Annotated in this window: 25 protein-coding genes; 5 read left to right on the top strand and 20 right to left on the bottom strand. The window is 72.1% G+C overall.

Going from position 1 to position 22,254, the window contains the following annotated elements; translation table 11 throughout:
- Positions 1-60: 60 nt before the first annotated feature.
- The 3 genes from IH25_RS0110240 to IH25_RS0110230 all read left to right on the top strand — a co-directional run bounded on the left by IH25_RS0110240 (position 61) and on the right by IH25_RS0110230 (position 4,632).
- The gene (locus IH25_RS0110240) at positions 61-297 is read left to right on the top strand and encodes a helix-turn-helix domain-containing protein (protein ID WP_245172746.1); all 237 of its coding nucleotides are present in this window, start codon (positions 61-63) and stop codon (positions 295-297) included.
- An 80-nt stretch (positions 298-377) separates the two neighbouring features.
- Entirely contained in the window at positions 378-650 is a 273-nt protein-coding gene (locus IH25_RS0110235) for a hypothetical protein (protein WP_157846959.1), read from the top strand.
- 7 nt (positions 651-657) lie between these two features.
- The gene (locus tag IH25_RS0110230; protein ID WP_051753862.1) at positions 658-4,632 is read left to right on the top strand and encodes a hypothetical protein; all 3,975 of its coding nucleotides are present in this window, start codon (positions 658-660) and stop codon (positions 4,630-4,632) included.
- A 331-nt stretch (positions 4,633-4,963) separates the two neighbouring features.
- Here IH25_RS0110230 and IH25_RS0110225 read toward each other — a convergent pair whose 3' ends face one another.
- The 4 genes from IH25_RS0110225 to IH25_RS0110210 all read right to left on the bottom strand — a co-directional run bounded on the left by IH25_RS0110225 (position 4,964) and on the right by IH25_RS0110210 (position 7,429).
- Positions 4,964-5,302, bottom strand: a complete 339-nt coding sequence (locus tag IH25_RS0110225) for a hypothetical protein (protein ID WP_030606265.1) — start codon at positions 5,300-5,302, stop codon at positions 4,964-4,966.
- Positions 5,299-5,760 (bottom strand): hypothetical protein, encoded by a 462-nt coding sequence (locus IH25_RS41900; protein WP_030606262.1) that lies wholly within the window; start codon positions 5,758-5,760, stop codon positions 5,299-5,301. The genes IH25_RS0110225 and IH25_RS41900 overlap by 4 nt, the downstream gene beginning before the upstream one ends.
- A gap of 86 nt (positions 5,761-5,846) precedes the next feature.
- Positions 5,847-6,695 carry a helix-turn-helix domain-containing protein gene (locus IH25_RS0110215; protein WP_030606259.1) on the bottom strand — a complete coding sequence of 283 codons (849 nt, stop codon included), beginning with the start codon at positions 6,693-6,695 and terminating at the stop codon, positions 5,847-5,849.
- Positions 6,692-7,429, bottom strand: coding sequence for a DUF6879 family protein (locus tag IH25_RS0110210; RefSeq protein WP_030606256.1), 738 nt, complete (start codon positions 7,427-7,429; stop codon positions 6,692-6,694). Before IH25_RS0110210 ends, IH25_RS0110215 begins: the two co-directional genes overlap by 4 nt.
- Positions 7,430-7,607: 178 nt before the next feature.
- On the opposite strand from IH25_RS0110210, the gene IH25_RS41140 reads away from it, so the two are divergent.
- Positions 7,608-7,814, top strand: coding sequence for a hypothetical protein (locus IH25_RS41140; RefSeq protein WP_157846958.1), 207 nt, complete (start codon positions 7,608-7,610; stop codon positions 7,812-7,814).
- Between the two features lie 146 nt (positions 7,815-7,960).
- Here IH25_RS41140 and IH25_RS0110200 read toward each other — a convergent pair whose 3' ends face one another.
- The 14 genes from IH25_RS0110200 to IH25_RS0110130 all read right to left on the bottom strand — a co-directional run bounded on the left by IH25_RS0110200 (position 7,961) and on the right by IH25_RS0110130 (position 14,808).
- Positions 7,961-8,269, bottom strand: coding sequence for a hypothetical protein (locus IH25_RS0110200; RefSeq protein WP_030606253.1), 309 nt, complete (start codon positions 8,267-8,269; stop codon positions 7,961-7,963).
- A gap of 57 nt (positions 8,270-8,326) precedes the next feature.
- Positions 8,327-8,461 carry a hypothetical protein gene (locus IH25_RS42790; protein WP_280842472.1) on the bottom strand — a complete coding sequence of 45 codons (135 nt, stop codon included), beginning with the start codon at positions 8,459-8,461 and terminating at the stop codon, positions 8,327-8,329.
- 114 nt (positions 8,462-8,575) lie between these two features.
- Positions 8,576-8,797: a hypothetical protein gene (locus IH25_RS0110190; protein WP_030606250.1), complete on the bottom strand. Its 222-nt coding sequence runs from the start codon at positions 8,795-8,797 to the stop codon at positions 8,576-8,578.
- 127 nt (positions 8,798-8,924) lie between these two features.
- A complete protein-coding gene (locus IH25_RS0110185; protein ID WP_030606249.1) occupies positions 8,925-10,064 on the bottom strand; it encodes a hypothetical protein in 1,140 nt (379 codons plus the stop codon).
- Positions 10,061-10,513 (bottom strand): hypothetical protein, encoded by a 453-nt coding sequence (locus tag IH25_RS0110180; protein WP_030606247.1) that lies wholly within the window; start codon positions 10,511-10,513, stop codon positions 10,061-10,063. The genes IH25_RS0110185 and IH25_RS0110180 overlap by 4 nt, the downstream gene beginning before the upstream one ends.
- Before the next feature lie 49 nt (positions 10,514-10,562).
- On the bottom strand, positions 10,563-10,706 hold the full coding sequence (locus tag IH25_RS41135; RefSeq protein WP_157846957.1) for a hypothetical protein: 144 nt from the start codon (positions 10,704-10,706) through the stop codon (positions 10,563-10,565).
- Positions 10,703-11,305: a hypothetical protein gene (locus tag IH25_RS0110170; protein WP_030606245.1), complete on the bottom strand. Its 603-nt coding sequence runs from the start codon at positions 11,303-11,305 to the stop codon at positions 10,703-10,705. Before IH25_RS0110170 ends, IH25_RS41135 begins: the two co-directional genes overlap by 4 nt.
- 195 nt (positions 11,306-11,500) lie before the next feature.
- Positions 11,501-11,644 carry a hypothetical protein gene (locus IH25_RS41575; protein ID WP_167346018.1) on the bottom strand — a complete coding sequence of 48 codons (144 nt, stop codon included), beginning with the start codon at positions 11,642-11,644 and terminating at the stop codon, positions 11,501-11,503.
- A complete protein-coding gene (locus tag IH25_RS0110160) occupies positions 11,644-12,150 on the bottom strand; it encodes a hypothetical protein (RefSeq protein WP_030606243.1) in 507 nt (168 codons plus the stop codon). Before IH25_RS0110160 ends, IH25_RS41575 begins: the two co-directional genes overlap by 1 nt.
- A 123-nt stretch (positions 12,151-12,273) precedes the next feature.
- Positions 12,274-13,443, bottom strand: a complete 1,170-nt coding sequence (locus IH25_RS0110150; RefSeq protein ID WP_107058356.1) for a helix-turn-helix domain-containing protein — start codon at positions 13,441-13,443, stop codon at positions 12,274-12,276.
- An 87-nt stretch (positions 13,444-13,530) separates the two neighbouring features.
- Positions 13,531-13,713, bottom strand: a complete 183-nt coding sequence (locus IH25_RS0110145) for a hypothetical protein (RefSeq protein WP_030606241.1) — start codon at positions 13,711-13,713, stop codon at positions 13,531-13,533.
- Positions 13,710-14,066: a DUF6907 domain-containing protein gene (locus tag IH25_RS0110140; RefSeq protein ID WP_030606239.1), complete on the bottom strand. Its 357-nt coding sequence runs from the start codon at positions 14,064-14,066 to the stop codon at positions 13,710-13,712. Before IH25_RS0110140 ends, IH25_RS0110145 begins: the two co-directional genes overlap by 4 nt.
- Positions 14,063-14,416, bottom strand: a complete 354-nt coding sequence (locus IH25_RS0110135; RefSeq protein ID WP_030606237.1) for a hypothetical protein — start codon at positions 14,414-14,416, stop codon at positions 14,063-14,065. The genes IH25_RS0110140 and IH25_RS0110135 overlap by 4 nt, the downstream gene beginning before the upstream one ends.
- The gene (locus IH25_RS0110130) at positions 14,413-14,808 is read right to left on the bottom strand and encodes a hypothetical protein (protein ID WP_030606235.1); all 396 of its coding nucleotides are present in this window, start codon (positions 14,806-14,808) and stop codon (positions 14,413-14,415) included. The genes IH25_RS0110135 and IH25_RS0110130 overlap by 4 nt, the downstream gene beginning before the upstream one ends.
- Before the next feature lie 974 nt (positions 14,809-15,782).
- Here IH25_RS0110130 and IH25_RS0110125 point away from each other — a divergent pair.
- A complete protein-coding gene (locus IH25_RS0110125; RefSeq protein WP_078844194.1) occupies positions 15,783-19,580 on the top strand; it encodes an AfsR/SARP family transcriptional regulator in 3,798 nt (1,265 codons plus the stop codon).
- Positions 19,581-19,601: 21 nt separating this feature from the next.
- On the opposite strand, the gene IH25_RS0110120 is transcribed toward IH25_RS0110125, so the two are convergent.
- Entirely contained in the window at positions 19,602-21,290 is a 1,689-nt protein-coding gene (locus tag IH25_RS0110120; protein WP_030606231.1) for a bifunctional 3'-5' exonuclease/DNA polymerase, read from the bottom strand.
- A gap of 61 nt (positions 21,291-21,351) precedes the next feature.
- Positions 21,352-22,098 carry a Clp protease N-terminal domain-containing protein gene (locus tag IH25_RS0110115; RefSeq protein WP_030606229.1) on the bottom strand — a complete coding sequence of 249 codons (747 nt, stop codon included), beginning with the start codon at positions 22,096-22,098 and terminating at the stop codon, positions 21,352-21,354.
- Positions 22,099-22,254: the final 156 nt, after the last annotated feature.

Raw genomic sequence — 22,254 nt, 5'->3', positions numbered from 1 at the left:
GTTGTAGGTATCTGACAACTCGGAACCGGTTTTGCTTGCGTTCGTCCGTACGATCTTTGTATGGGACGGACAGATTTGGACAGTGACGGACTTGAGGGTCTGCCGCCGAAGATGCGGGCGGCGGTGCTGCTGGCGATGGGCCGGCCGACCGAGGAGATCGGGTCGGTGGTCGGGGTGTCGGGGCGGACGGTGCGCCGGTGGCGTGAGCGGCCGGAAGTGCGGGCGGACATACGGCGGGTGCGGGCGAGGCTGCTGAAGGGCGCTGTGGCGTCCGTCAGGGCGGGCGGCGTCCGATGAGCCGGGCGAGGGTGCGCGGGCGCCGTACAAGGCCCGTGAAGCGCGCCACGATCCCTTTGGTGGCGGGCGCTGGTGTGGGCGTGACGCTGACCATCACCGGGTTGAGCAACGAGGACGTCGCCCGCGCGCGGCGGCGGGCGCAGGCGGGCCACGTCGATGACCCCCTGGTGATGCAGATCGTGGCCACGCTGATCGAGGCGACCGGCGTGCGGCTCACGTCGTACGACTGGAGTAGCGACGAGTACATGGCGCTGCTCGACATGCTCGGCATGGCCCCGTCGCAGTGGACGGCGCGCGATGAGCGCAGCCTGGAGCAGCTGCTCGCCGACATGGCGGGGGGCGGCGGTGAGTAACAACGACGTGGAGATCCGGGTCAGGGTCACCAACAACACCGCGGCCGGGATCGCGTCGGTCAACCGGTCGATTCAGCGGCTCGGCGACGACGCCCGTGCGGCTGGCCGGGGCCTGGACGGGCTGACCGAACGAGCCACGGCCGCCAGCCTGTCCCTGCGCGCGCTGCGGGACTCGGCGCAGGATGCATCCCGGTCGCTGCGGTCGTTGAACAGCGCGGCGCGGTCCGCCGACACCCGCCTCACCACCCTCTCGGACCGGTCCCGCACGCTCCGCCGGGACACGGACGAGCTGGACGGCAGCATGCGCCGCCTGGGCGGCTCGATGGGGTCTCTGCGGGGCGGTGGTGGCTCGCTGCGCGCCTCGATGGGTGAGAGCGGCGACAGCATGGAACGGCTGCGGAAGTCGGCGCTGCTGCTGGCTCCCGCGCTGCTGCCGATCGCGGCGCAGGCTGTGCCGCTCGCGGCGAACGTCGGGGCCGCAGCGCTGTCGGTGGGCGCGTTCGGGCTCGCGATCGCGGGCCAGCTGAGCGCGGTGAAGGAAGCGTCGGATGCCGAGAAGAAGCTGAACGACGCGATCGCGCAGCACGGCGCGCACTCGGCGGAGGCGGCCAAGGCGCAGGCGGACTACTCGCAGCAGCTCCAGCGGATGGACCCGGCGACGCGTAAGGCGGCCGTGGGGCTGAGCACGCTGAAGGGGCAGTATGAGGCGTGGTCCCGGTCGTTGGCCGGGGACACGATGCCGGTGGTGACGAAGTCGTTCGTGCTGCTCGGTGACGTGCTGCCGCGGCTGTCGCCCATGGTGAAGAGCACGGCGACGCAGATGGACCGGCTGATGAACGTGGCGGCGGGCGGCATGCAGTCCGCGGGCTTCGACCGGTTCATGAAGAGCGTCGCCGACTTCTCGGCCGGCGCGCTGGCCCGGATGACGACCGGGCTTGTGCACCTGACGCAGGCCATGAACGCGGGCGAGATCGGCGGCGGCCTGCGCTCCCTGATGGACTACGCCCGTGAGAACGGCCCACTGGTCGCGGACACCCTGAAGAACCTGGGCGGGGCACTCGGGCACCTGGTGGTGGCCGCCTCCGACACCGGCGTCAGCATGCTCACGCTCGTGAACGCCTTCGCCAAGCTCGTCAACTCGATCCCGACCGGGCTGATGTCGAACGTGCTCCAGCTGTACGCCGGGTTCAAGCTGCTCCGGGTCGGTATGGAGGCGGTCTCGGCTGTCGCGTCGGCATCGGCGCTCGGCCGGCTCCGCGCGTACTTCCAGCTGATGGGCCGAGCGGGAATCGGTACGACGCTGCGGGCAACGGCGGCGTCGCTGACGACGATGCAGAGGCTCGGCGCGGTCGGTGGCGTCCTCGGTGCGGTTGCGATCGGCATCGGCGCGCTCGCGGAGAAGGCGCGCGGGGCGCCCCCGGACGTGGACAAGCTGACGACCAGCTTGAAGCAGCTGGCGACGACAGGGAAGTTCACGGGCGAGCTGCGGAAGACGTTCGGTGACGTAGACGGTCTCGTCGCCAAAATCGGCGAGCTGGGCAAGAAGTCCGAGCAGATGAGCAGGACGCCGTTCGGGTTCCGGATCCCGGGACTGGACGATGTCGCCGACAAGATCGAGGGCGCCGTCCACGACATCACGGATGGCGACAAGTCGCTGAACGCGCTGAAGGACGACTTCGAAGTGCTGGACAAGGCCATGGCCGGCCTGGTGTCCAGCGGCAACGCGAAGCTGGCCGCCAAGGACTTCAGCACGATCAAGGACGCGGCCCTGAAGGGGGGACACAGCCTGAAGGAGGTCAACAAGCTGTTCCCCGAGTACAAGGCGGCGCTAGCCGACCTGAAGGCGGAACAGCAGTTGGCCGCGGAGGGCATGGGCCTGTTCGGGTTGGCAGCGCAGACCGCGCAGGCCAAGCTGGACGCGCAGAAGGCGTCGGCGGACGGTCTGCGGCAGAGCATCCAGGCGCTGGCTGATGTGGCCCGTGGTGCGTACGACGCTGAGACCCGGTTTGCTGAGGCCCAGGACAAGCTCTCGCAGTCCATCAAGGACAACGGGAAGACGCTGGACATCAACACTGAGAAGGGGCGAGCGAACCGGGACGCGCTGTCTCAGATGGCATCGGCAACGCAGGAAGCTGCGGCGAAAGCCGTTGAGAACAACGAGGGCTGGACGAGAGCCGCGGCCATCTACGACCAAGGGCGCGAGGCGCTTGTCCGCAATGCGATGGCCATCACTGGCAACCGGATAGAAGCCGAGAAGCTCGCGGATACCCTGCTGAAGTTCGACGGCACGACGCGCACGGCGATGATCAAGGGAGACATCAAGGATCTCCAGGAGAAGATCGCAACGGCTCGGCAAAAACTGAAGACCGCTACTCCGTCACAAACTGCCAAGCTGCGAGGTGACATCAGAGACCTGCAAAGCAAGCTCGCTCAGGCGCAGCTGGCCCTGATGGGCTACGACGGCAAGACTGTCACGGTCACCCTGCAAGCGAAGATGGTTGGGTTCACCGCGGCGAACGCGGCCATTGCCGCGATGGGTGGCATACCTGTCTTCGCGCGCGGCGGCCCGGTGCGCGGCTACGCAGATGGTGGCCCGGTGCAGGTCTTCCCTGGCGGCGGCCTGGTACAGGGGCCAGGGACCTCAACGTCCGATTCCATCACAGCTCTGTCCCCTGCTGGCGGCGCGTACCGGGTGTCGGACTCGGAGTACGTTGTCCAGGCGAGCGCGGTACGAAAGTACGGCGTTGCGTTCATGGACTTGCTGAACTCCGGACGGCTGAAGGTCGCCGGGTTCGCCAAGGGCGGCAAGGTCTCCGCCCAGGCTAAGGCGGAAGCCGAGGCCCGCCGCGACGCCTACGGCGACCTGACCGTCTCGCACTTCGGCTACATGGCGGGCTACCGGCGCTCGGAATTCGGCAACGCGCTCGGCAAGCCGGACTCGGTCGGCTCGCTGGTGTCGACGCTGAACCAGTGGCGCTCGATCATCCAGAAGGCCACCCACGGCAGCACCGAGTCCCGGCTGCTCAAGCAGTTGGACAGCGCCGGCCGGTCGCTGTTCAAGTGGGAGCGGCAGCTCATCGGCGTGACGAAGTCGCTGGACTCAGCGAAGTCCAAGCTCAGCGACCTGAAGAACGCCAGCGCTCAGCTCGCGTCGTCGGTGAAGGGCAACCTCCTCAGCTCGGCGAACATCACCAAGGGCGCGTCCGGCGAGGGCACGGTCACGCTCTCCTCGATCCGCGCCGGGATGCGCACCAGCAAGGACAAGGTCACCGCGTTCGCCTCCGCGTTGAAGCAGCTCAGGGCGAAGGGTTTCTCCGCCAGCATCATCCAGCAGGTCGCCGAGGCCGGCATCGACGGTGGTGGTCTGGAGACCGCGGGCGCCCTGCTCCAGGCGTCCGGGTCCGAGGTCCAGACGATCAACCAGCAGCAGGCGCAGATCGAAGCTGCGGCCGGGTCGGCAGGGAAGAGCGCGGCGGACGCCGTGTACGAGCGGCAGATCAAGGCCCAGGAGCGGTACGTCAAGTCCCTGGAGGCGCAGCAGAAGAGCCTCCAGAAGAGCATGGACCGGCTCGGGCAGGCCATGGAGAAGGCCATCGAGAAGGCGTTCGGCAAGAAGGCGGCGGGCGGCATCGTCGGCGCGGCAGCCTCCGGCGGCCTCCGCTCCTCCCTGACCTGGGTGGGCGAACAGGGCCCGGAGCTGCTGGACCTGCCGGCCGGGTCCCGCGTGTGGTCCAACCCGGACTCGCGGCGGAAGCTCGCGGCGGCTCAGGCGCCGTGGGCGTCGATGCTCACCGCACCCCGCCGGGGAGGCGCCGCGGGTGCGACGGGCACAGGTGGGCAGCAGCAGCCGCAAGTCGTCGTCCTGGAGATCCGCGCGGGTGACAGCAGCCGCTACACCGAGTTCCTCGTCAGCGAACTACGCAGAGCCGTGAAGACCCGTGGCGGGGTGGAAGCTACGTTCGCGCCGCCGCGCGGCAGGTAACTCCCGCGGGACCCGTCCGCCCTCTCGCCTGGGGGGCGGGGGTGCCGAGGGCGGACGGGCGATCGTGGGCGGGTCCGCCCCTGAAGGGGGATTCAGGGGCGGGCCCTGGCCACCCGGGCAGGCCCTTCGCGGGTGGCCGCCGACGCCCACTCCCGGGCGCCGGAGTCTGACCGCTACCTCCGTAGGCGACGCGAGAGGTAGCTCTGCCGTGGAGGAGCCTTGCAGGGCCGTGTGTGGACGTACTGCGTCGGCTTGGCCCCGGACCCGCCGTGGCTGATGACCGTGTCGTAGCCCTCGTCCTCGCGGATCGGCCCGTCGCAGCGAGCGCAGATCATCGGCTCAGCCCAATGAAGAGTTCATGGAGAGCACGGCGTACGTCGCAGATGTCGGCGTTGTCGGCGCACTGCTCGCAGCTCCCCGGGTGGTAGTGGCGCGCGGCCCGCACGGCGGCGCGCGTGCAGGGTCGGCAGGCGCGGGGGAACCAGCTGAAGCCGCCGTCGGTGTGCTTGCCCAGGTCGATGGCCGTCTCGCCGGTCAGCCGTTCGCCGCCCCAGACGCACTCAGCGCCCCGCGTCCGGGCCTCCGACAGCAACTCCAGGCGTGGCAGCACGATGTGCGGCACCAGCGCGGCGGGGATCTCCAGCAGCTGAGTGCTCTGAGCCGATGTCACTCCGGGTCCCTCGCTTCCTGACGGTAGCCTCCGGGGCCTAGGGCGGCAGCGAGCAGGGTGGGGTCGGTGAGTCGGCCGGACCCGTCCGGGATGGTCAGCCACCATCGGCCGCCGAGTGAGTGTGTGACCGGCGGGCATTCCAGTGGCCAGCTGGCCGGGTGCACGGTGAGGCCGGCGATGTCGTCCAGCTGGTCCGCGAGATCGGGCAGCAGCAGCCACCACGCTGTGCTGCTGTGGATGTCGGTGAGTACCGGGCCCACGGGGATCGAGCCGAGCCTGCCGAGCGCGTCCAGGGACCGGGACAGCTCTACCTGGGCCACGCGCCAGTGTGGGCCGGACGGGATCGCGGCCAGTTGCCCGGCATCCCATGTCTGCTGTACTGCCGTCGGGTCGGGCGTGCACGACAGCAGCCAGGCTTGTCCTTCGCCGACTGGGGCGATGGGGAGGAAGGTCGCCATGACGCGACCGTATGCAGGGCGGTTGCGGGCCCGTGCGCCGATTGCGCGCGATTGCGCATGGTGCTGGACGGGTTGCTGCTGGTTGCTTACGAGAGGTCGAGAGAGGCCCTCGCGCGGCCGATCAGGCGCCGTGCCGGGGCGCCGTACTCGGCGGACTCAGCGAGCCACTCCCAGGCCCGTTCGTACAGCTGCACGTCCTCGTCGCCGGTCAGCCACAGTTCCTCGCTGATCGTCTCCACGATGACCAGGCGCCGGTCGTAGATCCAGAAGGCGTGGGGGGCGGTGCGGCGCAGCTGCGCACCGAAGGGGATGATGCCCAGCTCCACACGCTTCTGTCCGACGAGGTTGTACAGCCGGTCCAGTTGCTCGGCCATCACGTCCACCGGGCACGGGCGGTGGTACAAGGCCGCCTCGCACAGCACGAACCGGAACGACTTGTCCGGGTCGTACAGAGCTTCCTGCCTGCGCATCCGCTTCTCGACCGCTGCGTCGGTGGTGGCCGGGATGCCGCGGAACTCCGCGAGGGAGTCGAAGACGACGCGCGCGTACTCCGGTGTCTGGAAGAGCCCCGGGATCCGGGACACTTCGAGACCGCGAATCTGCTGGGTGTTCTCCGTCAGCCGTACCGCGATCTCCTGACGGCCGCGGTGCCCGCCAGCCAGCTGCTTCCGCCACGACCGGTTTCGCTGCTTCATATCGAGCCCGGCCAGCAGTCCGTGCAGCTCAGGCTCGATGTCCGGCCGGTCCAGTGCGCGGGCCCACGCGGTGAGGTCGTCGCGGGTGGGGGTCTGCTTGCCGTTCTGCAAGCGGCTTACCTTGGACGTCTGCCAGCCGAGCCGGGCAGCAAGGTCTTTCCCCTCCAGCCCGGCCTCGGTACGCAGCTCACGCAGCCGCGCGCCGAGGGCTTCACGGGCCGTCTGGAAGTCGGTTGTCACACAGTCGACGCTACCCGCCGCGCGAACTCCTGCGTAGGCACAGCGTGGTGCCAGGCGGCATCGCGGGCCTGGCAGGCGGCGAGTACCTCGGCGGGGTCCTCGGTGACGTACACGCCGAGGGTGGTGTCGTCCTCGGCGAACGCGAATCGGGCGACGAGCTTGGAGTCGAACAGCCAGAAGTCGCAGTCGGGGAGGCGCAGGTGCTCGGCCTCCGCGCGGGTGAGGTTGCGGATGTCCTCGCCGGCCGCGACGTTGCCGGGCGCGCTCGCGAGCAGGAACTGCTGCCCCTCAGTGGGTGGGTCGTCTACCAGGCGCACGCGCTCGATCCTTTTCCCGGCCGCCGTCTGCTCGGCGACGTTCTCCAGCCACGTGCTCGCCTCCCCCGCGATGTCCTCGCCGGCCTGCCAGCGTGCCCACTTCGTGCTGCGTCGGTCGGAGGCGTACCCGCGGCGGGTCTCCAGCCGCCATGCTGTGTGGCGGAACTCGCGGAACAGGTGGCTGATCGCCGAGAACGGTTGAAGCTCCGGGGCTGGGGTGCGCGGGGCGTATCGGGTCAGCAGGCTGCGCGGTACCCGGACGAACGTTTCGGAAGGCTTCACGTCGCGGAGCTGGACCAGGTGCTCGGGGTCGGTCTCTCTGTCGCCCTGGACGAGTACCTCGTCGGTGCCCTCGATCTCGTACAGGGTCGGGCAGTCGCCTTCGTCGCTGGTGGTGCCGATGAACCTGAGCGTCATCACGCCTCCGCTACTGGGTCGTTGGAGGTACCAGAATGCGCGGGATGGCTCGGCGGTGCCCCCTGATTGCAGCAGATTGCATAGTCCGCCTGGCGATGGTGGATTGCGCGCAACTGCGGCGGCTGGGCGAGCAACGCGTGGTGGCAGTACGGTGTGCGCACTCAACTCTGGGGGCCTGATGAGCAGGGGAAGCAACGGCGCGGTAGACGCCGGGGTGTTCGTGGCGGCGTTCGTCCTGCTGCTGGTGAGCATCGCCAAGGGGTGGCCGGTGCTGCCGTGGGTGTTCGGGGCCGTGCTCATCGGCGTGATGGTGACCACGGCCGCACGCCGGCAGCGGACCGGCGGACGGACCCAGGAACCGGGCGAGCGTCCGTGGCGAAGGTGATAGGGCGGACCGGTGCGCTGGTCGCGACCTGCTGTTTCTCGCGAAAGGGCACGACGCTGGCACGCCTTGGGGTGGCGCGCTGCGGACACGCAAAAGCCCTCGCGCGGTCGTGGTGACCGGGCGAGGGCTGGGCGTCCGACGAGTGCTCAGTCGGCGAGCGTCACGTGGATGCGGGTATAGACGAGGGTCGCGTCGTCCTCCGGGCTGACGGTGTATTCCGTCTCGACTCCGACCACGGACAACGGCGTGTCAACGCCGTGCAGGCGGACCGTCTGTCCCACGAGCGGCGCCGGCACGCTGCCGAACTGGGCGATCGTGACGTCCTCATACACGAACTGGGTGTACTGGATAGTGCGCTCGTACTCGGGGTGTTCGTCGGCAGCGGCGACGATCGCCTGGACCGCGGGCGGTAGCGCACCGACGATCTCCTGCATCTCGTTGGACAGCTGGTTCATGGGGTCATCCTCTCGTGGAAAGGGGCTTCGTGCCGGGCTGCCTGCTGAGCCGGTGGCCTACTTCTTCGGCTTGCCGGGGACGGGCTTTTCGGCACGCTTCACCCAGCCGCCGCGCGAGCTGCTGTACGTCGTCTCGTGCTCCTTCAACCGGGGGTCGTCGGGCTCGATGGGCCTCTTGAATCCGAGTGCCATGATGATGCTCCGTCTCTCTGAGGGATGGAGCCGGGGCGCCCCGCTGCTTGGTCGTGGAGGGGCGCCCTCGGCGTACCCCGGCCCGGCCGGTCCGGGGAGTTGAGGGGGCGGCGGCTACTGCTGCTCGATGCACCAGGCCGGGGCGAGGTCCTGGATGTCGTAGCCGAGGCCGTACCGGCGGGCCAGGTCCTCGTTGAGGTCGGGGTAGAGGCGCTCCCGAACCGACTCGCTGGTCGCGTCGGCCGAGGCGATGGTCTCCCCCTGCCGCGTGATCCGGCGGCCCGTCCTGGGCTCGTCGCAGACCACGGTCCAGGTCCAGTACGTGGTGGTGGGCATGAGATCTCCTTGGTCGCCTGGTCCCGCTCCCCGGACCGGGAGCGGGGGTAGAGCGGTGGGTAGACGGCTAGGTAGCCGGAGGTAGACGCCGGGGTAGAACCGCAGGTCAGAGGCGGGGTAGCCGGGGCTACGCCGCTCCCTGGGCGGACCCCTGGGAGCCACCCGAGGGGAGGGGCTCAACCAGGGCCAAGCGGCGGTCCGTGCCGGGCGCTGCGGCGGCCGGGAGCGGGGCCTCGGCGGGAGCCGGAACGGGAGTGCTGACGGGGGTCTCGGCGGGGGCCGGCGGGGCAGTGCGGGCGCCTCCCCCGAGGAGCCGGGCGAGAGCCTCCCCCGGGCCCATGCCGAGGGCCTCACGGACCCGGTCGACGCGGACCCCGTAGTCGACGGTCCCGCCCACCTTGACGCTCTTGGTGACGGGCAGTCCGCTGGCCTCCAGCCACCGCCGCATCCCGCCCTTGTCCAGGGACTGGGGGGCGAGGATCTCCGCCTTCTCGGCGGAGGCGATGAGCGCGGTCACGTGGATCGCGGACTTCCCCGCGCTCTCCAGCGCGGCCAGCTCGCCGAGGACGTGCCGGGCCAGGCGGACGGACATGGTCTCCGCCGGCTCGTCGGCGGGACCCTCCCCCTCCTCCGGGTCCTCCTCGGCGAACTCGGCGTCGCCGTCTACCCCGTGGTCCTCCGCCTCCAGCTCGTCTACCTCCTGGCCGTCTACCTCCTCGGCCGGGGCCTCGGCCGGGGCCGGAGGAGGGGCGACCATCCACGCGGCCGCCATCCAGGCCAGGCCGCCCACCGTGAGGATCACACCGCGCCAGGGGGCCAACATCTGGAGGTAGGGCACCACGTGGGGCCAGGCGAGGGTGACCGCGGTGCCGAGGGCACCGGTGGCGAGCATCCCGGCGATGGCGAGCATGCCGAGGGTCTCGGGCACCGGCCGGCGCACCGGCGCCACCCGAGGGACCGTCACCGTGGGCTGGTCCTCAGGCTCCTCGGCCTCGTCCTCGTCGCCCTCGTCGCTCTCCGCCTTCACGGCCTTGGCCTTCGCGTCCTTCTTCGCCTTCGCGGCCTTGGCCCGGGCCCGTTTCGCAGCGGCGGCCTGGGCGGCGGCGGTGGCCTCAGGGTCGACGGACGCCTGGTCCCACGCCCACCGCACAGCGGTGGTGACGCAGCCGCAGACCTTCCCGCCGAGGACCATCGAGCCGGACTTGAGCGCGGTGAGCGCGGCACCACTGCCCCGGATCACCTGGAAGACCTCGCCGGTGGTGCTCACATCGCCCCCACGGCGGACGCGATCCGCAGGACAAGGTTGTGGCCGATGGCCCAGATCCCCCCGGCCTGCCCGTAGACGACCCCGGCGGAGATGCCCAGCAGGGACGGCCAGATCAGGCGGCGCCATTTGAACAGGAAGGTCCAGCCGGTCAAGGCCAAGGCGACGCCGCCCAAGCCCATGTTGCCGGTGAAGGTGCCCTGGATGAGGGAGGTGGGGACCTCGGCCACGCCGCTGGTCAGGTCGGCCCACAGGTCACCGGCGGCGCCACCGAAGGTGCCCAGGGCGATGCCGATGCCACCGGCCTTGTCACGGTCCAACTTGACTCGGTCGCTGCCGCGCAGTCCGGCGAGCATCACCATGCCGGTCGTCAAGGTCAGACCTGAGGTGCCGACCGAGCCGAGGATCGGACCGGCGGCGATCACGGTGTTGAAGGTCTCGGGCGTGGTCACAGCACAACTCCGGGGATGTAGAAGGGGGACGACTGGGAGCTGGTGGCGGTCACAGGACCCACCACAGTTCGACGGCGATCAGCACCGCCATCAGCAGGGACATGCGCGCGAGAAAGCGCATGTCGGACGCCCGTGAGCGCCAGCCGATCAGGGCGAAGAGGGAGAAGGCGCCGAGGAAGACGAAGCCGGTCACAGGGCCACTCCCGGGGCGTACAGGAGGGAGGAGAGGGTGACGGTGGCGAGCGGGACCCGGGCGAGCCAGCGGACGGCCGGGACGGACTGGCGGCAGGGGCGGTCGAACGCCCACACGCAGAAGGCGGCGACGGGACCGGCGGCCAGCAGCGGCGCGACGAGGGAGCCCCACGGCTCGACCGAGTACATGAGGTCACGGACGACGGGGGCGGTGCCCTGCCCCCACAGCGCCGCCGCCAGCGCGGCGGCCGGACGGGCAGCCAGCCCGAGCACGCCCGGGAGCTGGTGAAGGCGGACAAGCCCGGCGCCCTTCCAACCGGCCACCACGGCACCACCGGTGATGGCCGTGGCCGCCAGCTCGGGCACCGACCTCGTCATGTCGCCCATGAGGTGCGCGCCGGACATCGGGTCCCCGGTCACCGACCAGATCACCAGGTGACCGGCAGCAGCGGCACCGCCGTTGAACGCGGCCCACCTCAGGCGCGGGTCACGGACCTTCGGCTCGGGCTCGGGCGCGGCCGGCGGAACGTCGGTCGTCTCGGTGAACTCGATGTCCACCAGCTCGACCATCTCCGGCCCGCCCGCGCCCGCCTGCGCCATCCGGATTCGACGGGCCCGAGTCCGCGCGCTCTTGGTGCTGCTCTGCGGCGGCACCGTCGACGTCGACTCGGACTCCGCCCCGGCCGTGGCCTCGGTGCTCGGGGCGGGAAGGACAGCTGACTTGGGCCGCCACCAGGCGGGGAGGCGATTCCCGCCGGGGCTCGGGGGTGACGTGGTGACCACTGGAAGCCTCTTTCAGCGAAGGGTTGCCGCGGCGAGCGCGGCGAGGGTGAGGATCAGGGCGCAGGTCCCGGTGGCGGGCGGGACGGCGCGGGGGTCGACCAGGGCCAGGCCGATGAGCCCGGCCCCGGTGGCGACGGCGAAGAAGAGCGCGAGCATCAGCTGCTGCCCTTGAGCGGTACCGGCTTGATCAGCCATGCCGCTTCGTCATCGGGGTACTGCGGGCCGGTCCCGCCCTGGGTGTACCAGGCGGCGGGGTCGGCCCCGTCCCGCTCGGCGGCTTCCTCAGCTGCCTCGCGGGTCTCGTGGAGGCTGTGAAAGGAGCCGTACCGCAGCAGGACGTACATGCGCTGGGGCGCGGTGGCCGCCTTCCGGGCCTGGCGGAGCAGCATCCGCAGGACGGCGCGGTCCTCGGTGTCGAGCAGGGCCTGGGAGCGCAGGGCCTTCAGTTCGCCCTCAACGCGGGCGCCGTCGGCGATGCTGCGGGCGTGCGCGTCGCGCAGGCTCTCCAGCGCGGTCTCCGCGCGGATCGCCGAGTCCGTGGCGGTCTCGGCGTCCCGCCGGTGCTGCTCGGCCAGCGCGCGAGCGGTCTCGGCCGCGGAGTCGGCGGCGGCCAGGTCGGCGCGCAGGGCGCGCAGGGTGCGGGTACGAACGATGGCGATCATCGGGTTCCTCGAAGATGTGGAAGGTCCAGATGCGCGGTGGAAGGGGGCCGCGGGCGGGGACCGGCACCGCGGCCAGTCAGAGCACCAGCAGCAGGCTGCGGAGAGACCTGCCGGCCGATCCCTTCAAGCCGCTACGGCCTCGAAGTTGGGCAGGTCGTCCGGGTGGAACAGGTTGCGTCCGGCGGCGTCCTTGGAGTGGACGGGGATGCGTCCGTCAGCGACCCAGTTGCGGACGGTGGACGGCTTGATGCCGTAGTGCTGGGCGACGTCGGCGGACGTCATCAGGGGCGGCGTAGGACGCGGGCCGTCCTGGGCGTCCTCGTCGTCGTCGCGTCCCAGGTCAGGCGTGGATTTCGGACGGGCGACGATCGGCAGGATGCGGGCGCCGGCCGGGGCGACGACGGGGAAGAGAGAGGCGCTCCGGACGGGCGCGGACGCGGGCGCGTCCGCGGCGTCCTGCGCGTCCTCGGCGGCGTCCTGCCACGGAGAGCGCAGGTTGATCGTGGCGAGATCGGCCGCGTTGCGCCGGGCGGCGAGCAGCTCCAGCAGCTTGTCCCGCTGCTCTTCGGACGCGCCAACCTGGGCCTTGCCCACCGCGACGGACAGGCGTCGAGCGACCCGGGTACGGCCTCGCGCGCCCGGCTCCATGTCGGCGAGCTTGGCGGCCAAGCCGACAGCCTTCACGGTCCACCGGTCGCGGGTGATCTGCTCGGCGGTACGGTCGCGGGTGGCCAGGCCGAGGTAGGACAGCAGTCGTTCGCGCAGCTCGCGGGCGAGCAGGGCCGGCAGGCTGCTGGAGTCCGTGCCGGGCTTGGCGTGCCGCAGCTCGATCCCCATCGCGAGGTGCCACAGCAGGGCTGCGAGGACGGGGCCGACCACGGCGCGGACGGTGCCGCCGACGATGCCCGACTCGGAGTAGGCGGGGATGATCTGCACGCCGGTGATGACCCAGACCAGCAGGCCCGGGGCGCCGGGGGCGCCCTTCTTCGGGTCGCGGAGGTTCTGCCGGGCCATGAGGCCGCAGGCGAAAAGGGCCAGTTCGGCGGCGGCGAACATCGCGGCGCGCTCGTTGGTCGACGTCATCCCGAGACGGTGCTCGGCGAAGCGCCATGAGGTGTCGGCGCTGTAGGCGGTGCAGGCCAGGGCCGCGAGCGACGCCATGACAACGGCGATCGGTGTGCCGATGGCCTTGCGGCTGACACGGACGAGCAGGGCAGCGGCGGTCAGGGTCAGGAGACCGGCGAGTGCTGCCGGTACAGGGTGGGTCTGGGCCCACGTCATCAGGGAGTTCATTCGCCCACCTCCGGGGCGGTAAATCAAGGGGATGGCGCTGAAGGCCGTCCGTGGCCCGGCCCCGGGGAGGGGCCGGGCTGGGCGGAGTTAGCGAGTGGCGGCGCGCACGGCGCGGTGTGCGGCGAGGCAGACGCCTTCGCGGTCGCGGCGGTCGTTGGCGACCAGCAGCGCGGCCATCAAGGCGGGGACCGGGGGGAGGGGCCGGGCGGACCGGGCGGCTGCGCGGATGGCGGCGCGCTCGGTCGGCCGGGGGATGTGGCTCTTGCTCACCGGTCGCCCCCGTCCTGGAGTGCGTCCAGCTCGCGGGCGAGGCGGCGCAGCTGCTCGGCGTGCACGGCCTGGGTGTCGGCCAGCTCGCGCAGTCCGGCCGCGTCGAGCGTGCCGGCATATCCGGTCTGCTCGACGTACACGCCGACGTGCGGGGAGCGGCTGAACGGGGCCTGCACGAGCATCGCGACCCACAGCAGCTCACCGCGGAAGTGCAGCGGCTGTTCGGCCCCGTAGTGCGTGAAGTCCTCGCGGTGGCCGTCGAACGGGTCGTGGTTGATGCACCAGGCCGGTTCGGGCACGACCACGTCTCCGTGGTCCAGCGTGTGCACCGTGACGGTGCGGGGCGCGGTCATCGGCCCTCCCCGGCGGGGAGGGCGACGGCCTCGGACCAGGTCTTGCCCGCGCCGAGCGCGGCGTGCGCCTGGTCGCAGGTGACGTAGCCGGTGGGCGGGTGCTCGGCGAGTCGCTCGCGCAGGTACTGCGTGTTCCAGTCGAGGCCGAGGACGTGGTCTTCGAGGGCGCTGCGCAGCGCGATCTTCGCGTGCATGGCGCGTTCGCCGAGGACGCGGTCGTACGCCTCTTGTCCGCCGTAGGTGGCGGGGTGGGGGATGTCGAGGGCGTCGGCGATGGCGGTGAGGAATTCGGTGACGGCCGGGGGCAGGGCGCTCAGCCTCACGCTGGGCGCCGTGGTGTTCTCGGTCATCGGGCACCGCCGGCGAACGCGGCGATGAGCGCGACGGCGGCGACGTACTCGGCCTTGCGCGGCCGGTAGGCGGCCGTCAGGCGGCTGATCTGGGTGAGGGTCCAGCGGGCAACGGTGTGGGTGCGGTGGGCGCGGCCACCGGCGACGGTGCGGCGGGTGCGAGCGGTGGCGGCCGGGGTGAGGCCGAGGCGCTTCGCGACGGAGCGGAGACCGTTGGCGACGCCGGTCACGGTGTCCTTCGCGACGCCCGCGGCGATGGCCACGGTGGCGAGGGAGCGGGGCCGGCGGCGGCAGCTGGAGGCGAGGCGGTGCGCGGCGGTGCGGCGGCGCAGCTCAACGCGGAGGGTACGGCGGTTGGCGCGACGGGCACGGCGAATGAGAGAGTTCTGCACAGCGGACTCCTGTGTAGGCAGGTGATTCCGTCAGGCCCCGTTCGGTGTTGGTAGCACCGAGCGGGGCCGCTTGCGTAAGCGGTGTCGCTTGCTTAGAGCGTAGGGGGTCGCGGCGGGTCACGCAAGTACGTGGAGCCACTTACTTGCATCGATCTTGGGCACGTGGCGCCGCGCCCGCGACCCATGGGCGGTGGTAGTTGCGTTCCCAGTTGCGGTTCGCCCTCGGTCGGGGTCGGTCGTGACCGAGAGAAATGGCCGATGAACTGGGGATACGGCCGCCGGTGACGCGCTACGACCACTCGTCATGGAAACTCGTAATGCGTAGGTCTCGGGTTCGAATCCCGAAAGCGGCTCCACTGGAAACCCAGGTCAGATATCAGCTGACCTGGGTTTTTTCATGCAACGGATGCAGTGGATGCGGCGTCGGCGGGGGGCTCGTTTCGCTCGGGGGGGCGAAGGCGGTCGCGCCGGGACGGTCTTGGGCGTCGGCTGGGCGCGTTCGTCGGGGCACCGTGGGAGACGGGCTGTGGGGGGTGGGGTGGCGAGGAGCGGCGGCCGGGTGAAGGCGGGCGCGTGGGTGCGGGAAAGGCGGGACGGGGCCCCGGTCGTTCACCTCCGCCGGCCGGGGCCCTTGTCGTCCCCGGATCCAGCCTGCGGCGACACTCCCCCGAGTTACGCGACATACGCGCGCGCCGTCGAGCCAGATCCGATGGAATGATCACATCAGGATTCGCCAACGGATCGCTAACATGTGGCCAACGGTTCGTCAGCTGACCGCTGGGCGGTTGGCGCGAACTCGCCCTTCAGGAACGGGAGCAGACCCTCGGACGAGGGGGTTCCGCAGGCCGTTCGGTGGGCATGAAGTGGCGGGAAACCGTTGGGTACAGGGCGGGTTTCCGCCAGACATCGGCGGGCAGACGTTCGCCGCGGAGTGCGGTCGGCCCGGCCGCGCGGGAAGGCTGTGGAGCGGCGTGATGCGGCGGTGCGAGCTGCGCTTCGGACTGCTGGGACCGCCGGTCCTCTACGACCGACCGTCGTACGGGGTTTCGTACGAACCCTCTCCCGGAGCCTCGGGTGGCCCCAGTGCCGGGGCCTCGGGTGCCCCCTCCGCCGGTGCCTCGGGTGCCGTATCCGCTGTGCCCTCCGCTGGTGCTCCGGACGGATCCCCTGCCGGTGTTCCCGGTGGCGTTTCTTCCGGCGTCCCGGGTGATGCCTCGCCCTGGGCCTTCGGTCCCACCGGTTCCCGCCGCGCTGCCGAGGAGGTCGGTGGTTCCGGGGCCGGTGCCCGGGACCCGCGCGTCCGGTCCATCGGCAGCCCCAAGGTCCGTGCCCTGCTCGCCGCAATGCTGCTGGAGCCCGGCCGGGTCGTCTCCGTCGAGGTGCTGAAGGACGCGCTGTGGGGCGGCGCGCCGCCCGTCTCCGCGCGGGCATCCCTGCACAACCACGTCACCCGGCTGCGCCGGCTCCTGGACGGCCCCGAGCGGCTCCGGGCCGTACCGCCGGGCTATGTGCTGCGGGTCGACCACGGCGAACTGGACGTGCACGTCTTCGACGCCCGGGTCGCCGAGGCGCGGGCCGCGCACGTCCGGCGGGACTGGCCGGGCGTGCTGCGGGCCTGTGCCGGCGCGCTCGCGCTGTGGCGCGGCACCCCGCTCAGCGGGCTCCCCGCCGACATCGGCGGCTACGCCTTCGTACAGCGTCTGGAGCAGGCCCGGCTGCTCCTGCTGGAGTGGCGCTACGACGCCGAACTCGCCCTCGGAGGCGCCCGCCTGGCCGCCCTCGTACCCGAGCTGACGGCCCTGGTCGCCGAGCACCCGCTGCGCGAGGCGTACCACCGTCAGCTGATGCTCGCCCTGCACCGCACCGGGCGCCAGGCCGAGGCCCTCGCCGTCCACCGCGACCTGCGTGCCCGTCTGGTGGAGGAACTCGGTATCGAACCCGGTCCGGCGGTCCGCGAGGCGCATGTCGAGGTGCTGCGCGACCGTGGTGGGCAGGTGCGTGGTGACTCCTCGTCAGAGGCCTGGCCGGGGGAGGAGCCGCGGGCCGGTGGCGCCGGTGACCCGGCCGCTTCCGGTGGTGTCGGCACCGACGACGGCACCGGCTCCGGCAGTACCGTCAGTACCGGCAGCGATGGCGCCGGCCTCGGAAGCGCCGTCGGCGGACCCGTCTCCGCCGCGGAGCCCGGCACCTCTCCCGCGACCCCGGTCCCACAGCCGGCTCCCGGGACCGCCCCCGGCCGCACGGCCTCCGACTGCCCGCAGGACGGCGCCGCCCCGCCCGTGCCGCAGACCCCGCGTCCGGCCCAGTTGCCCGCGCCGCCGGCCCATTTCACCGGGCGGACGGACGTACGGCGCGAGTTGCACCGGGCGCTGACCGGGCCGCCCGCCTCCGTCCCCGCCGTCGCGGTGATCAGCGGCATGGCCGGGGTCGGCAAAAGCGCTCTGGCCCTGCACGTGGCCCATGAGCTGCGGGAGCTCTTCACGGACGGTCAGCTCTACGTCAATCTGCACGGCGCCACCCCCGGCATGACCCCGCTCACCGGTGCCCAGGCACTCGCCGCACTGCTGCGCGACCTCGGCGTAGACCCCCGGAACATCCCCGAACACCCCGACGCCGCCGCCGCGTTGCTCCGCTCACTGCTCGCCCCCGCCCGCCTCCTGCTGGTGCTGGACGACGCGGCGAACGCGGCCCAGGTCCGGCCACTGCTGCCGGCCGGGCCCGGCTGTGCGGTGATCGTCACCAGCCGCTCGCCGCTCACCGCCCTCGACGGCGCCCGGCGCTTCCCGCTCGCCCCGCTGACCGGCGAGGACAGCGCGGCCCTGCTGCGCGCGGTCAGCGGACGCGCGGGGCTGGACGCGGGCCACCCGCTGGTCGAGCTGACCGGCCGGCTCCCGCTGGCGCTGCGCGTGGTCGCCGCCCGGCTCGCCGCCCGCCGCGCCCTCACCCCGGACGTCCTGGCCGGTCAGCTGGCCGATACCGGCAGTCGGCTGCACCACCTGGAGTACGACGATCTGAGCGTCCGCCGTTCCCTGGCCGTCGCCCACGACGCGCTCGCCGCCGCCGAGCGCGAGGCCGACCGGGACGCGGCCCTCGCCCTGCGCCGTATCGGCGCGCTCGACCTGCCGACGTACGGCGCCGCGCTGATCGCCCGCCTCACCGGCACCGACGAGCGGCGCGCCGAGGCCGCACTGGACCGACTGGTCGATGTCGCCCTGCTGGAGGAGACGACGTACGGCCGTTACGCACCCCACGACCTGGTCCGCGACTTCGCCCGCGAACTGGCGGACGCCGACGCGCGGGCCGGCCATACGCGAACCGCTCATCCGCAGACCGCTCATCCGCAGGCCGCGCAAACGCAGGCTGCCACCCACACACAGGCCACCCATCCGCAGACCACCCGTACGCAGACCACCCACACGCAGGCCGGCGCGCCCGCGCGGGCCGCTCGGGCGGGGGCCGCCACCGGGGACGCGTCGCCGGCGCCGGACGAGTCCGCCACCACCGACCCCCACGACTGTGCCGACCTCGTCGCCCTGCGCTGGTACGCCGCCGTGTCGGAGCGGGTGCTGGAGGCGATCGTGGAGCCCGGCATCGACCAGGACGACCGACGGCGGCCGACCTCGGCACAGCCGGCCGAGCACGCGGCGGACGTGGCCGCCCTCGCGTCCTTCGAGTCGGCCGAGGAGGCGTTCGCCTGGGGTGAGACGGAGCTGGAGAACATCGTCGCGCTGGTGGCGCGGAACGCGGACACCGAGGATCCGCGCAGGGCCGCCCACCTCTCGGTGCTCACACGGCTGCTGTCCCCGTACGCGCAGCGCAGGGGCCGGGTCGCCGAGATGGAGGTGCTGGGCCGGGCCGGGCTCGCGGCGGCGCGTCGGCTGGAGGACCCGGCGGCCGAGGGGTACGCGCTGTGCGACCTCGCCGCCCTGCACTTCCTGACGGGCCGGCAGAACGACTCCCTCGCCCTCACCGACGAGGCCCTGGAGATCTGGGGGCGGCTGGGCATGGTCTCCCGGATCCGGCGCTGCCTGAACAACCGGGGGCTGCTGCTGGAGGGGCTCGGACGGTTCGCGGAGTCGGGGGAGGCGCTGCGCCGGAGCCTCGCCTACTCCCGGCTGCTGAACGACCCCTACGGCGAGGCCGTCACCCGCAGCCACCTGGGCAACCTCTACGAGCACACCGACCCGCGTGCCGCCATCGAGCAGCACCGGCGTTCGCTGGCGATCGGGGACAGGATCGGCGCGGTCATCGTGCGGCACTCGGCGCACTGCAACATCGGTTACGCCCATCTCACCCTCGGCGAACCGCGGTCCGCCGCCCGGCACTTCGAGGAGAGCCTGCGCATCCTGGGCGGTCACGGCGACTGGCACGGCGAGGCCCAGACCCGGCTCGGTCTGGTCCGCGCGCTGCGGCAGCTGGGGCGGATTGGGCGGGCGGCCGAGGAGTGCGCCGAGCTGCTGCGCCGGGCCGACGCCCGCGCCGACCGCTACATGGGCGGGCTGGCCCTGCACCAGCACGGGCTGCTGCTGCGCGAGCAGGGGCGGCGGACGGAGGCGTACGACGCCTGGCGCGCGGCACACGCGGCACTGGACGGCACGGACGAGCAGGCGGTCCTGGCGGAACTGCGGGACCTGCTGGGCGAGGATTCCGACGCGTCCGACACCGCTGACACCGCCGACATCGCTGACACCGCTGACGCCGATGACACCGCTGTCCGAGCGGGGCCGTCGGGCAGCGGCCCGGACGCGATCGGCGGACGGGGCGGTCCGTAGCCCCCCTCCTCCCGCATCCCCTCACTTGGCGTCGGCGTAGCACTCCACCACCGCCGTCGTGAACGGGAACCGCACCGGGGTGTCGCCGAAGGTCAGCCGGCCGGCCAGGGCGGCGGAGTCGCGGATGGCCTGGACGACCGCCTCGGCCTCCCGGGCGGGGCAGTGCACGATCACCTCGTCGTGCTGGAAGAAGACCAGCTCGGCCGCCATGTCCCACAGGGTCCGGCGCAGGGCGGCGAGCAGCAGCAGGGCCCAGTCGGCGGCACTGCCCTGGACGACGAAGTTGCGCGCGAAGCGGCCCCGCGCGCGGGAGTCGGTCGAGGCGTATCCGGGGACCCAGCCGGACCGGCCCTCGGGCTCCTCCTCGCCGCCCGGGATGCCCGCCTCCTCCGCCGTGTCCTCGCCCGACCCGGCGGCCGGCGGGCAGGTGCGGCCCAGCCAGGTGCGCACCAGCCGGCCCTCCTCGCCCGCGCGGGCGGCCTCGTCGACGTAGGCGACGGCCTTCGGGAAGCGGCGGCGGAGCGCGGCGAGGTTCTTCAGGCCGTCGCCGGAGGTCTGGCCGTAGACCGCGCCGAGCACGGCGAGTTTGGCCTGCTCGCGGTCGCCGGAGAAGGCGCGGTCGGAGACGGACTGGTACAGGTCGCTGTCGCGGCCGGCCACCTCCATCAGGCCGGCGTCGCGGGAGATCGCGGCCAGTACGCGCGGCTCCATCTGGTCGGCGTCGGCCACCACCAGCCGCCAGCCGGGGTCGGCGACCACGGCCCGCCGGATCACCTTGGGGATCTGCAGCCCGCCCCCGCCGTTCGTCACCCAGCGGCCGGTGACCGTACCGCCGGCCAGGAACTCGGGGCGGAAGCGGCCGTCGCGCACCCAGTCCTGGAGCCAGGACCAGCCGTGTGCCACCCAGATGCGGTACAGCTTCTTGTACTCCAGCAAGGGGGCGACGGCCGGGTGGTCGACGGACTCGATCTCCCAGCGGCGGGTGGACTTCACCTTGATCCCGGCCTGCGCGAAGGCCCTCACCACATCGGCGGGCAGGTCCGGGCGCACCCGGCGGCCGAAGGCCGCGGACACCTCGTCGGCCAGTTCGGCGAGGCGGCGTGGCTCGCCGCCGCCCGCGTACCGCTCGCCGAGCAGTTCGTGCAGCAGGGCGCGGTGCACCTCGGCGCTCCACGGCAGACCGGAGCGGTTCATCTCGGCGGCCACCAGCATCCCGGCCGACTCGGCGGCGGTCAGCAGCCGCATCCGGTCGGGGTGGGCGGCCTCCTGGTGGCGGCGCTGCTGCTCGGCGTAGACCGCGAGCAGGTCCGGCAGGGGCAGATGGGCGCCGGCGGGTTCGAACAGCGGGGACTGCGCGCCCGGTTCGGCCGCGCGCTGCGGCGGGTCGGGCGGGACGGGGCCGCCGCGGAGGCGGGCCAGGGCGGCGGCGGCCGAGCGTGGCTCGCCGTACCGGCCCTCGTGGCCCAGCAGGAGTGTCTCGGCGTCCTCGATGTCGTAGCACCGCTCCACTCGCACCCCCGTGGCGAGCAGACGCGGATAGACCTCGGCGGTCGACCGCCACACCCAGCGCGTCACCTCCGGGCGGCTCCGCACCGCCCCGGCGAGATCGCTCTCCCGCCGCACCGGCCCGGCGGGCAGCCCGTCCGGGCCGAGGGGGGCGACGTCCACGCCTCCGTCCTCGGCCGGTGCGAGCGCCCACCGGTCGGTCATGTCCGCGAGTGTGGCAGGTGGGTCTGACAATCGGCCTCGACCTGCGGTTCTATCTGCGGTTCTACCCCTGCGAGCCGTCCGGACCGGGGGTGTTCTCCAGCAGCAGCGCCAGCATCTTGCGCAGTTCCTCCTCGGTGGCCGGCTTGGTGATGCCGAGGCCGCTGAGGACGCCCTGGCCGTTCTCGTGTTCCAGCAGCGCCAGCAGGATGTGCTCGGTGCCGATGTAGTTGTGGCCGAGCCGGAGGGCCTCGCGGAAGGTGAGTTCCAGGACCTTCTTGGCGTCGGGGGAGTAGGGGACGAGGCCGGGGACGTCGTCGGCGGCCGGCGGCAGCGCGGCGGTCGCGGCCTGGCGTACGGCGTCCAGGAGCACGCCCTGCGCGGTGATCGCCTTGCCGGCCAGGCTCTCGGGCTCGGACAGCAGGCCGAGGACGAGGTGCTCGGGGCGGACCTCGGTGTTGCGGGCGGCCAGCGCCTCGTTGTGCGCGGCCATGACCACGTTCTGCGCGCGCTGGGTGTAGCGGCTGAAGCCCTGGCTTGGGTCGAGGTCGGCGGACTCCTTGGGCACGAACCGCTTCTGCGCCGCCTGCCGGGTCACGCCCATGCTGCGGCCGATCTCGGTCCAGGACGCGCCCGAGCGGCGGGCCTGGTCGACGAAGTGTCCGATCAGGTGGTCCGCCACGTCGCCCAGGTGATCGGCGGCGATCACCGCGTCCTGAAGCTGGTCGAGGGGTTCGGGATGGACCTTTTTGATGGCCTCGATGAGGTCGTCGAGGCGCACGGAAGCCGTGACGTTCGGGTTGGTCGCCATAGTGTCAACCGTAGGTTGCCACCGGAGGGGTGTCAACCGATGGTTGTCAGTTGGGGGAGGGTGGTGACGGCTCGGCGCCGACGAGCCCCCGCGAGTTGTCCACAGCCTGTGGACGGCCGTGCCCGCCTGTCGGTGCCGCGTGGCACGATCGGGTCT

Origin of the sequence: Streptomyces achromogenes subsp. achromogenes, assembly GCF_000720835.1 — a bacterium.
Lineage (GTDB): Bacteria > Actinomycetota > Actinomycetes > Streptomycetales > Streptomycetaceae > Streptomyces > Streptomyces achromogenes.
Note: the sequence above shows the minus strand (reverse complement) of the source record. Positions and strands in the feature narration are given on the sequence as shown.

What these genes read in the sequence shown, in the direction of transcription:
- IH25_RS0110115 (WP_030606229.1), bottom strand. Translation starts at nt 22,098, where the DNA reads ATGGCGACCAACCCGAACGTCACGGCTTCCGTGCGCCTCGACGACCTC.
- IH25_RS41575 (WP_167346018.1), bottom strand. Translation starts at nt 11,644, where the DNA reads ATGCTCGCGCTCTTCTTCGCCGTCGCCACCGGGGCCGGGCTCATCGGC.
- IH25_RS0110150 (WP_107058356.1), bottom strand. Translation starts at nt 13,443, where the DNA reads ATGAACTCCCTGATGACGTGGGCCCAGACCCACCCTGTACCGGCAGCA.
- IH25_RS0110135 (WP_030606237.1), bottom strand. Translation starts at nt 14,416, where the DNA reads ATGACCGAGAACACCACGGCGCCCAGCGTGAGGCTGAGCGCCCTGCCC.
- IH25_RS0110140 (WP_030606239.1), bottom strand. Translation starts at nt 14,066, where the DNA reads ATGACCGCGCCCCGCACCGTCACGGTGCACACGCTGGACCACGGAGAC.
- IH25_RS0110160 (WP_030606243.1), bottom strand. Translation starts at nt 12,150, where the DNA reads ATGATCGCCATCGTTCGTACCCGCACCCTGCGCGCCCTGCGCGCCGAC.
- IH25_RS0110190 (WP_030606250.1), bottom strand. Translation starts at nt 8,797, where the DNA reads ATGCCCACCACCACGTACTGGACCTGGACCGTGGTCTGCGACGAGCCC.
- IH25_RS0110240 (WP_245172746.1), top strand. Translation starts at nt 61, where the DNA reads ATGGGACGGACAGATTTGGACAGTGACGGACTTGAGGGTCTGCCGCCG.
- IH25_RS41900 (WP_030606262.1), bottom strand. Translation starts at nt 5,760, where the DNA reads ATGGCGACCTTCCTCCCCATCGCCCCAGTCGGCGAAGGACAAGCCTGG.
- IH25_RS0110125 (WP_078844194.1), top strand. Translation starts at nt 15,783, where the DNA reads ATGCGGCGGTGCGAGCTGCGCTTCGGACTGCTGGGACCGCCGGTCCTC.
- IH25_RS0110120 (WP_030606231.1), bottom strand. Translation starts at nt 21,290, where the DNA reads ATGACCGACCGGTGGGCGCTCGCACCGGCCGAGGACGGAGGCGTGGAC.
- IH25_RS0110200 (WP_030606253.1), bottom strand. Translation starts at nt 8,269, where the DNA reads ATGAACCAGCTGTCCAACGAGATGCAGGAGATCGTCGGTGCGCTACCG.
- IH25_RS42790 (WP_280842472.1), bottom strand. Translation starts at nt 8,461, where the DNA reads ATGGCACTCGGATTCAAGAGGCCCATCGAGCCCGACGACCCCCGGTTG.
- IH25_RS41140 (WP_157846958.1), top strand. Translation starts at nt 7,608, where the DNA reads ATGAGCAGGGGAAGCAACGGCGCGGTAGACGCCGGGGTGTTCGTGGCG.
- IH25_RS0110210 (WP_030606256.1), bottom strand. Translation starts at nt 7,429, where the DNA reads ATGACGCTCAGGTTCATCGGCACCACCAGCGACGAAGGCGACTGCCCG.
- IH25_RS0110170 (WP_030606245.1), bottom strand. Translation starts at nt 11,305, where the DNA reads ATGGCGCAGGCGGGCGCGGGCGGGCCGGAGATGGTCGAGCTGGTGGAC.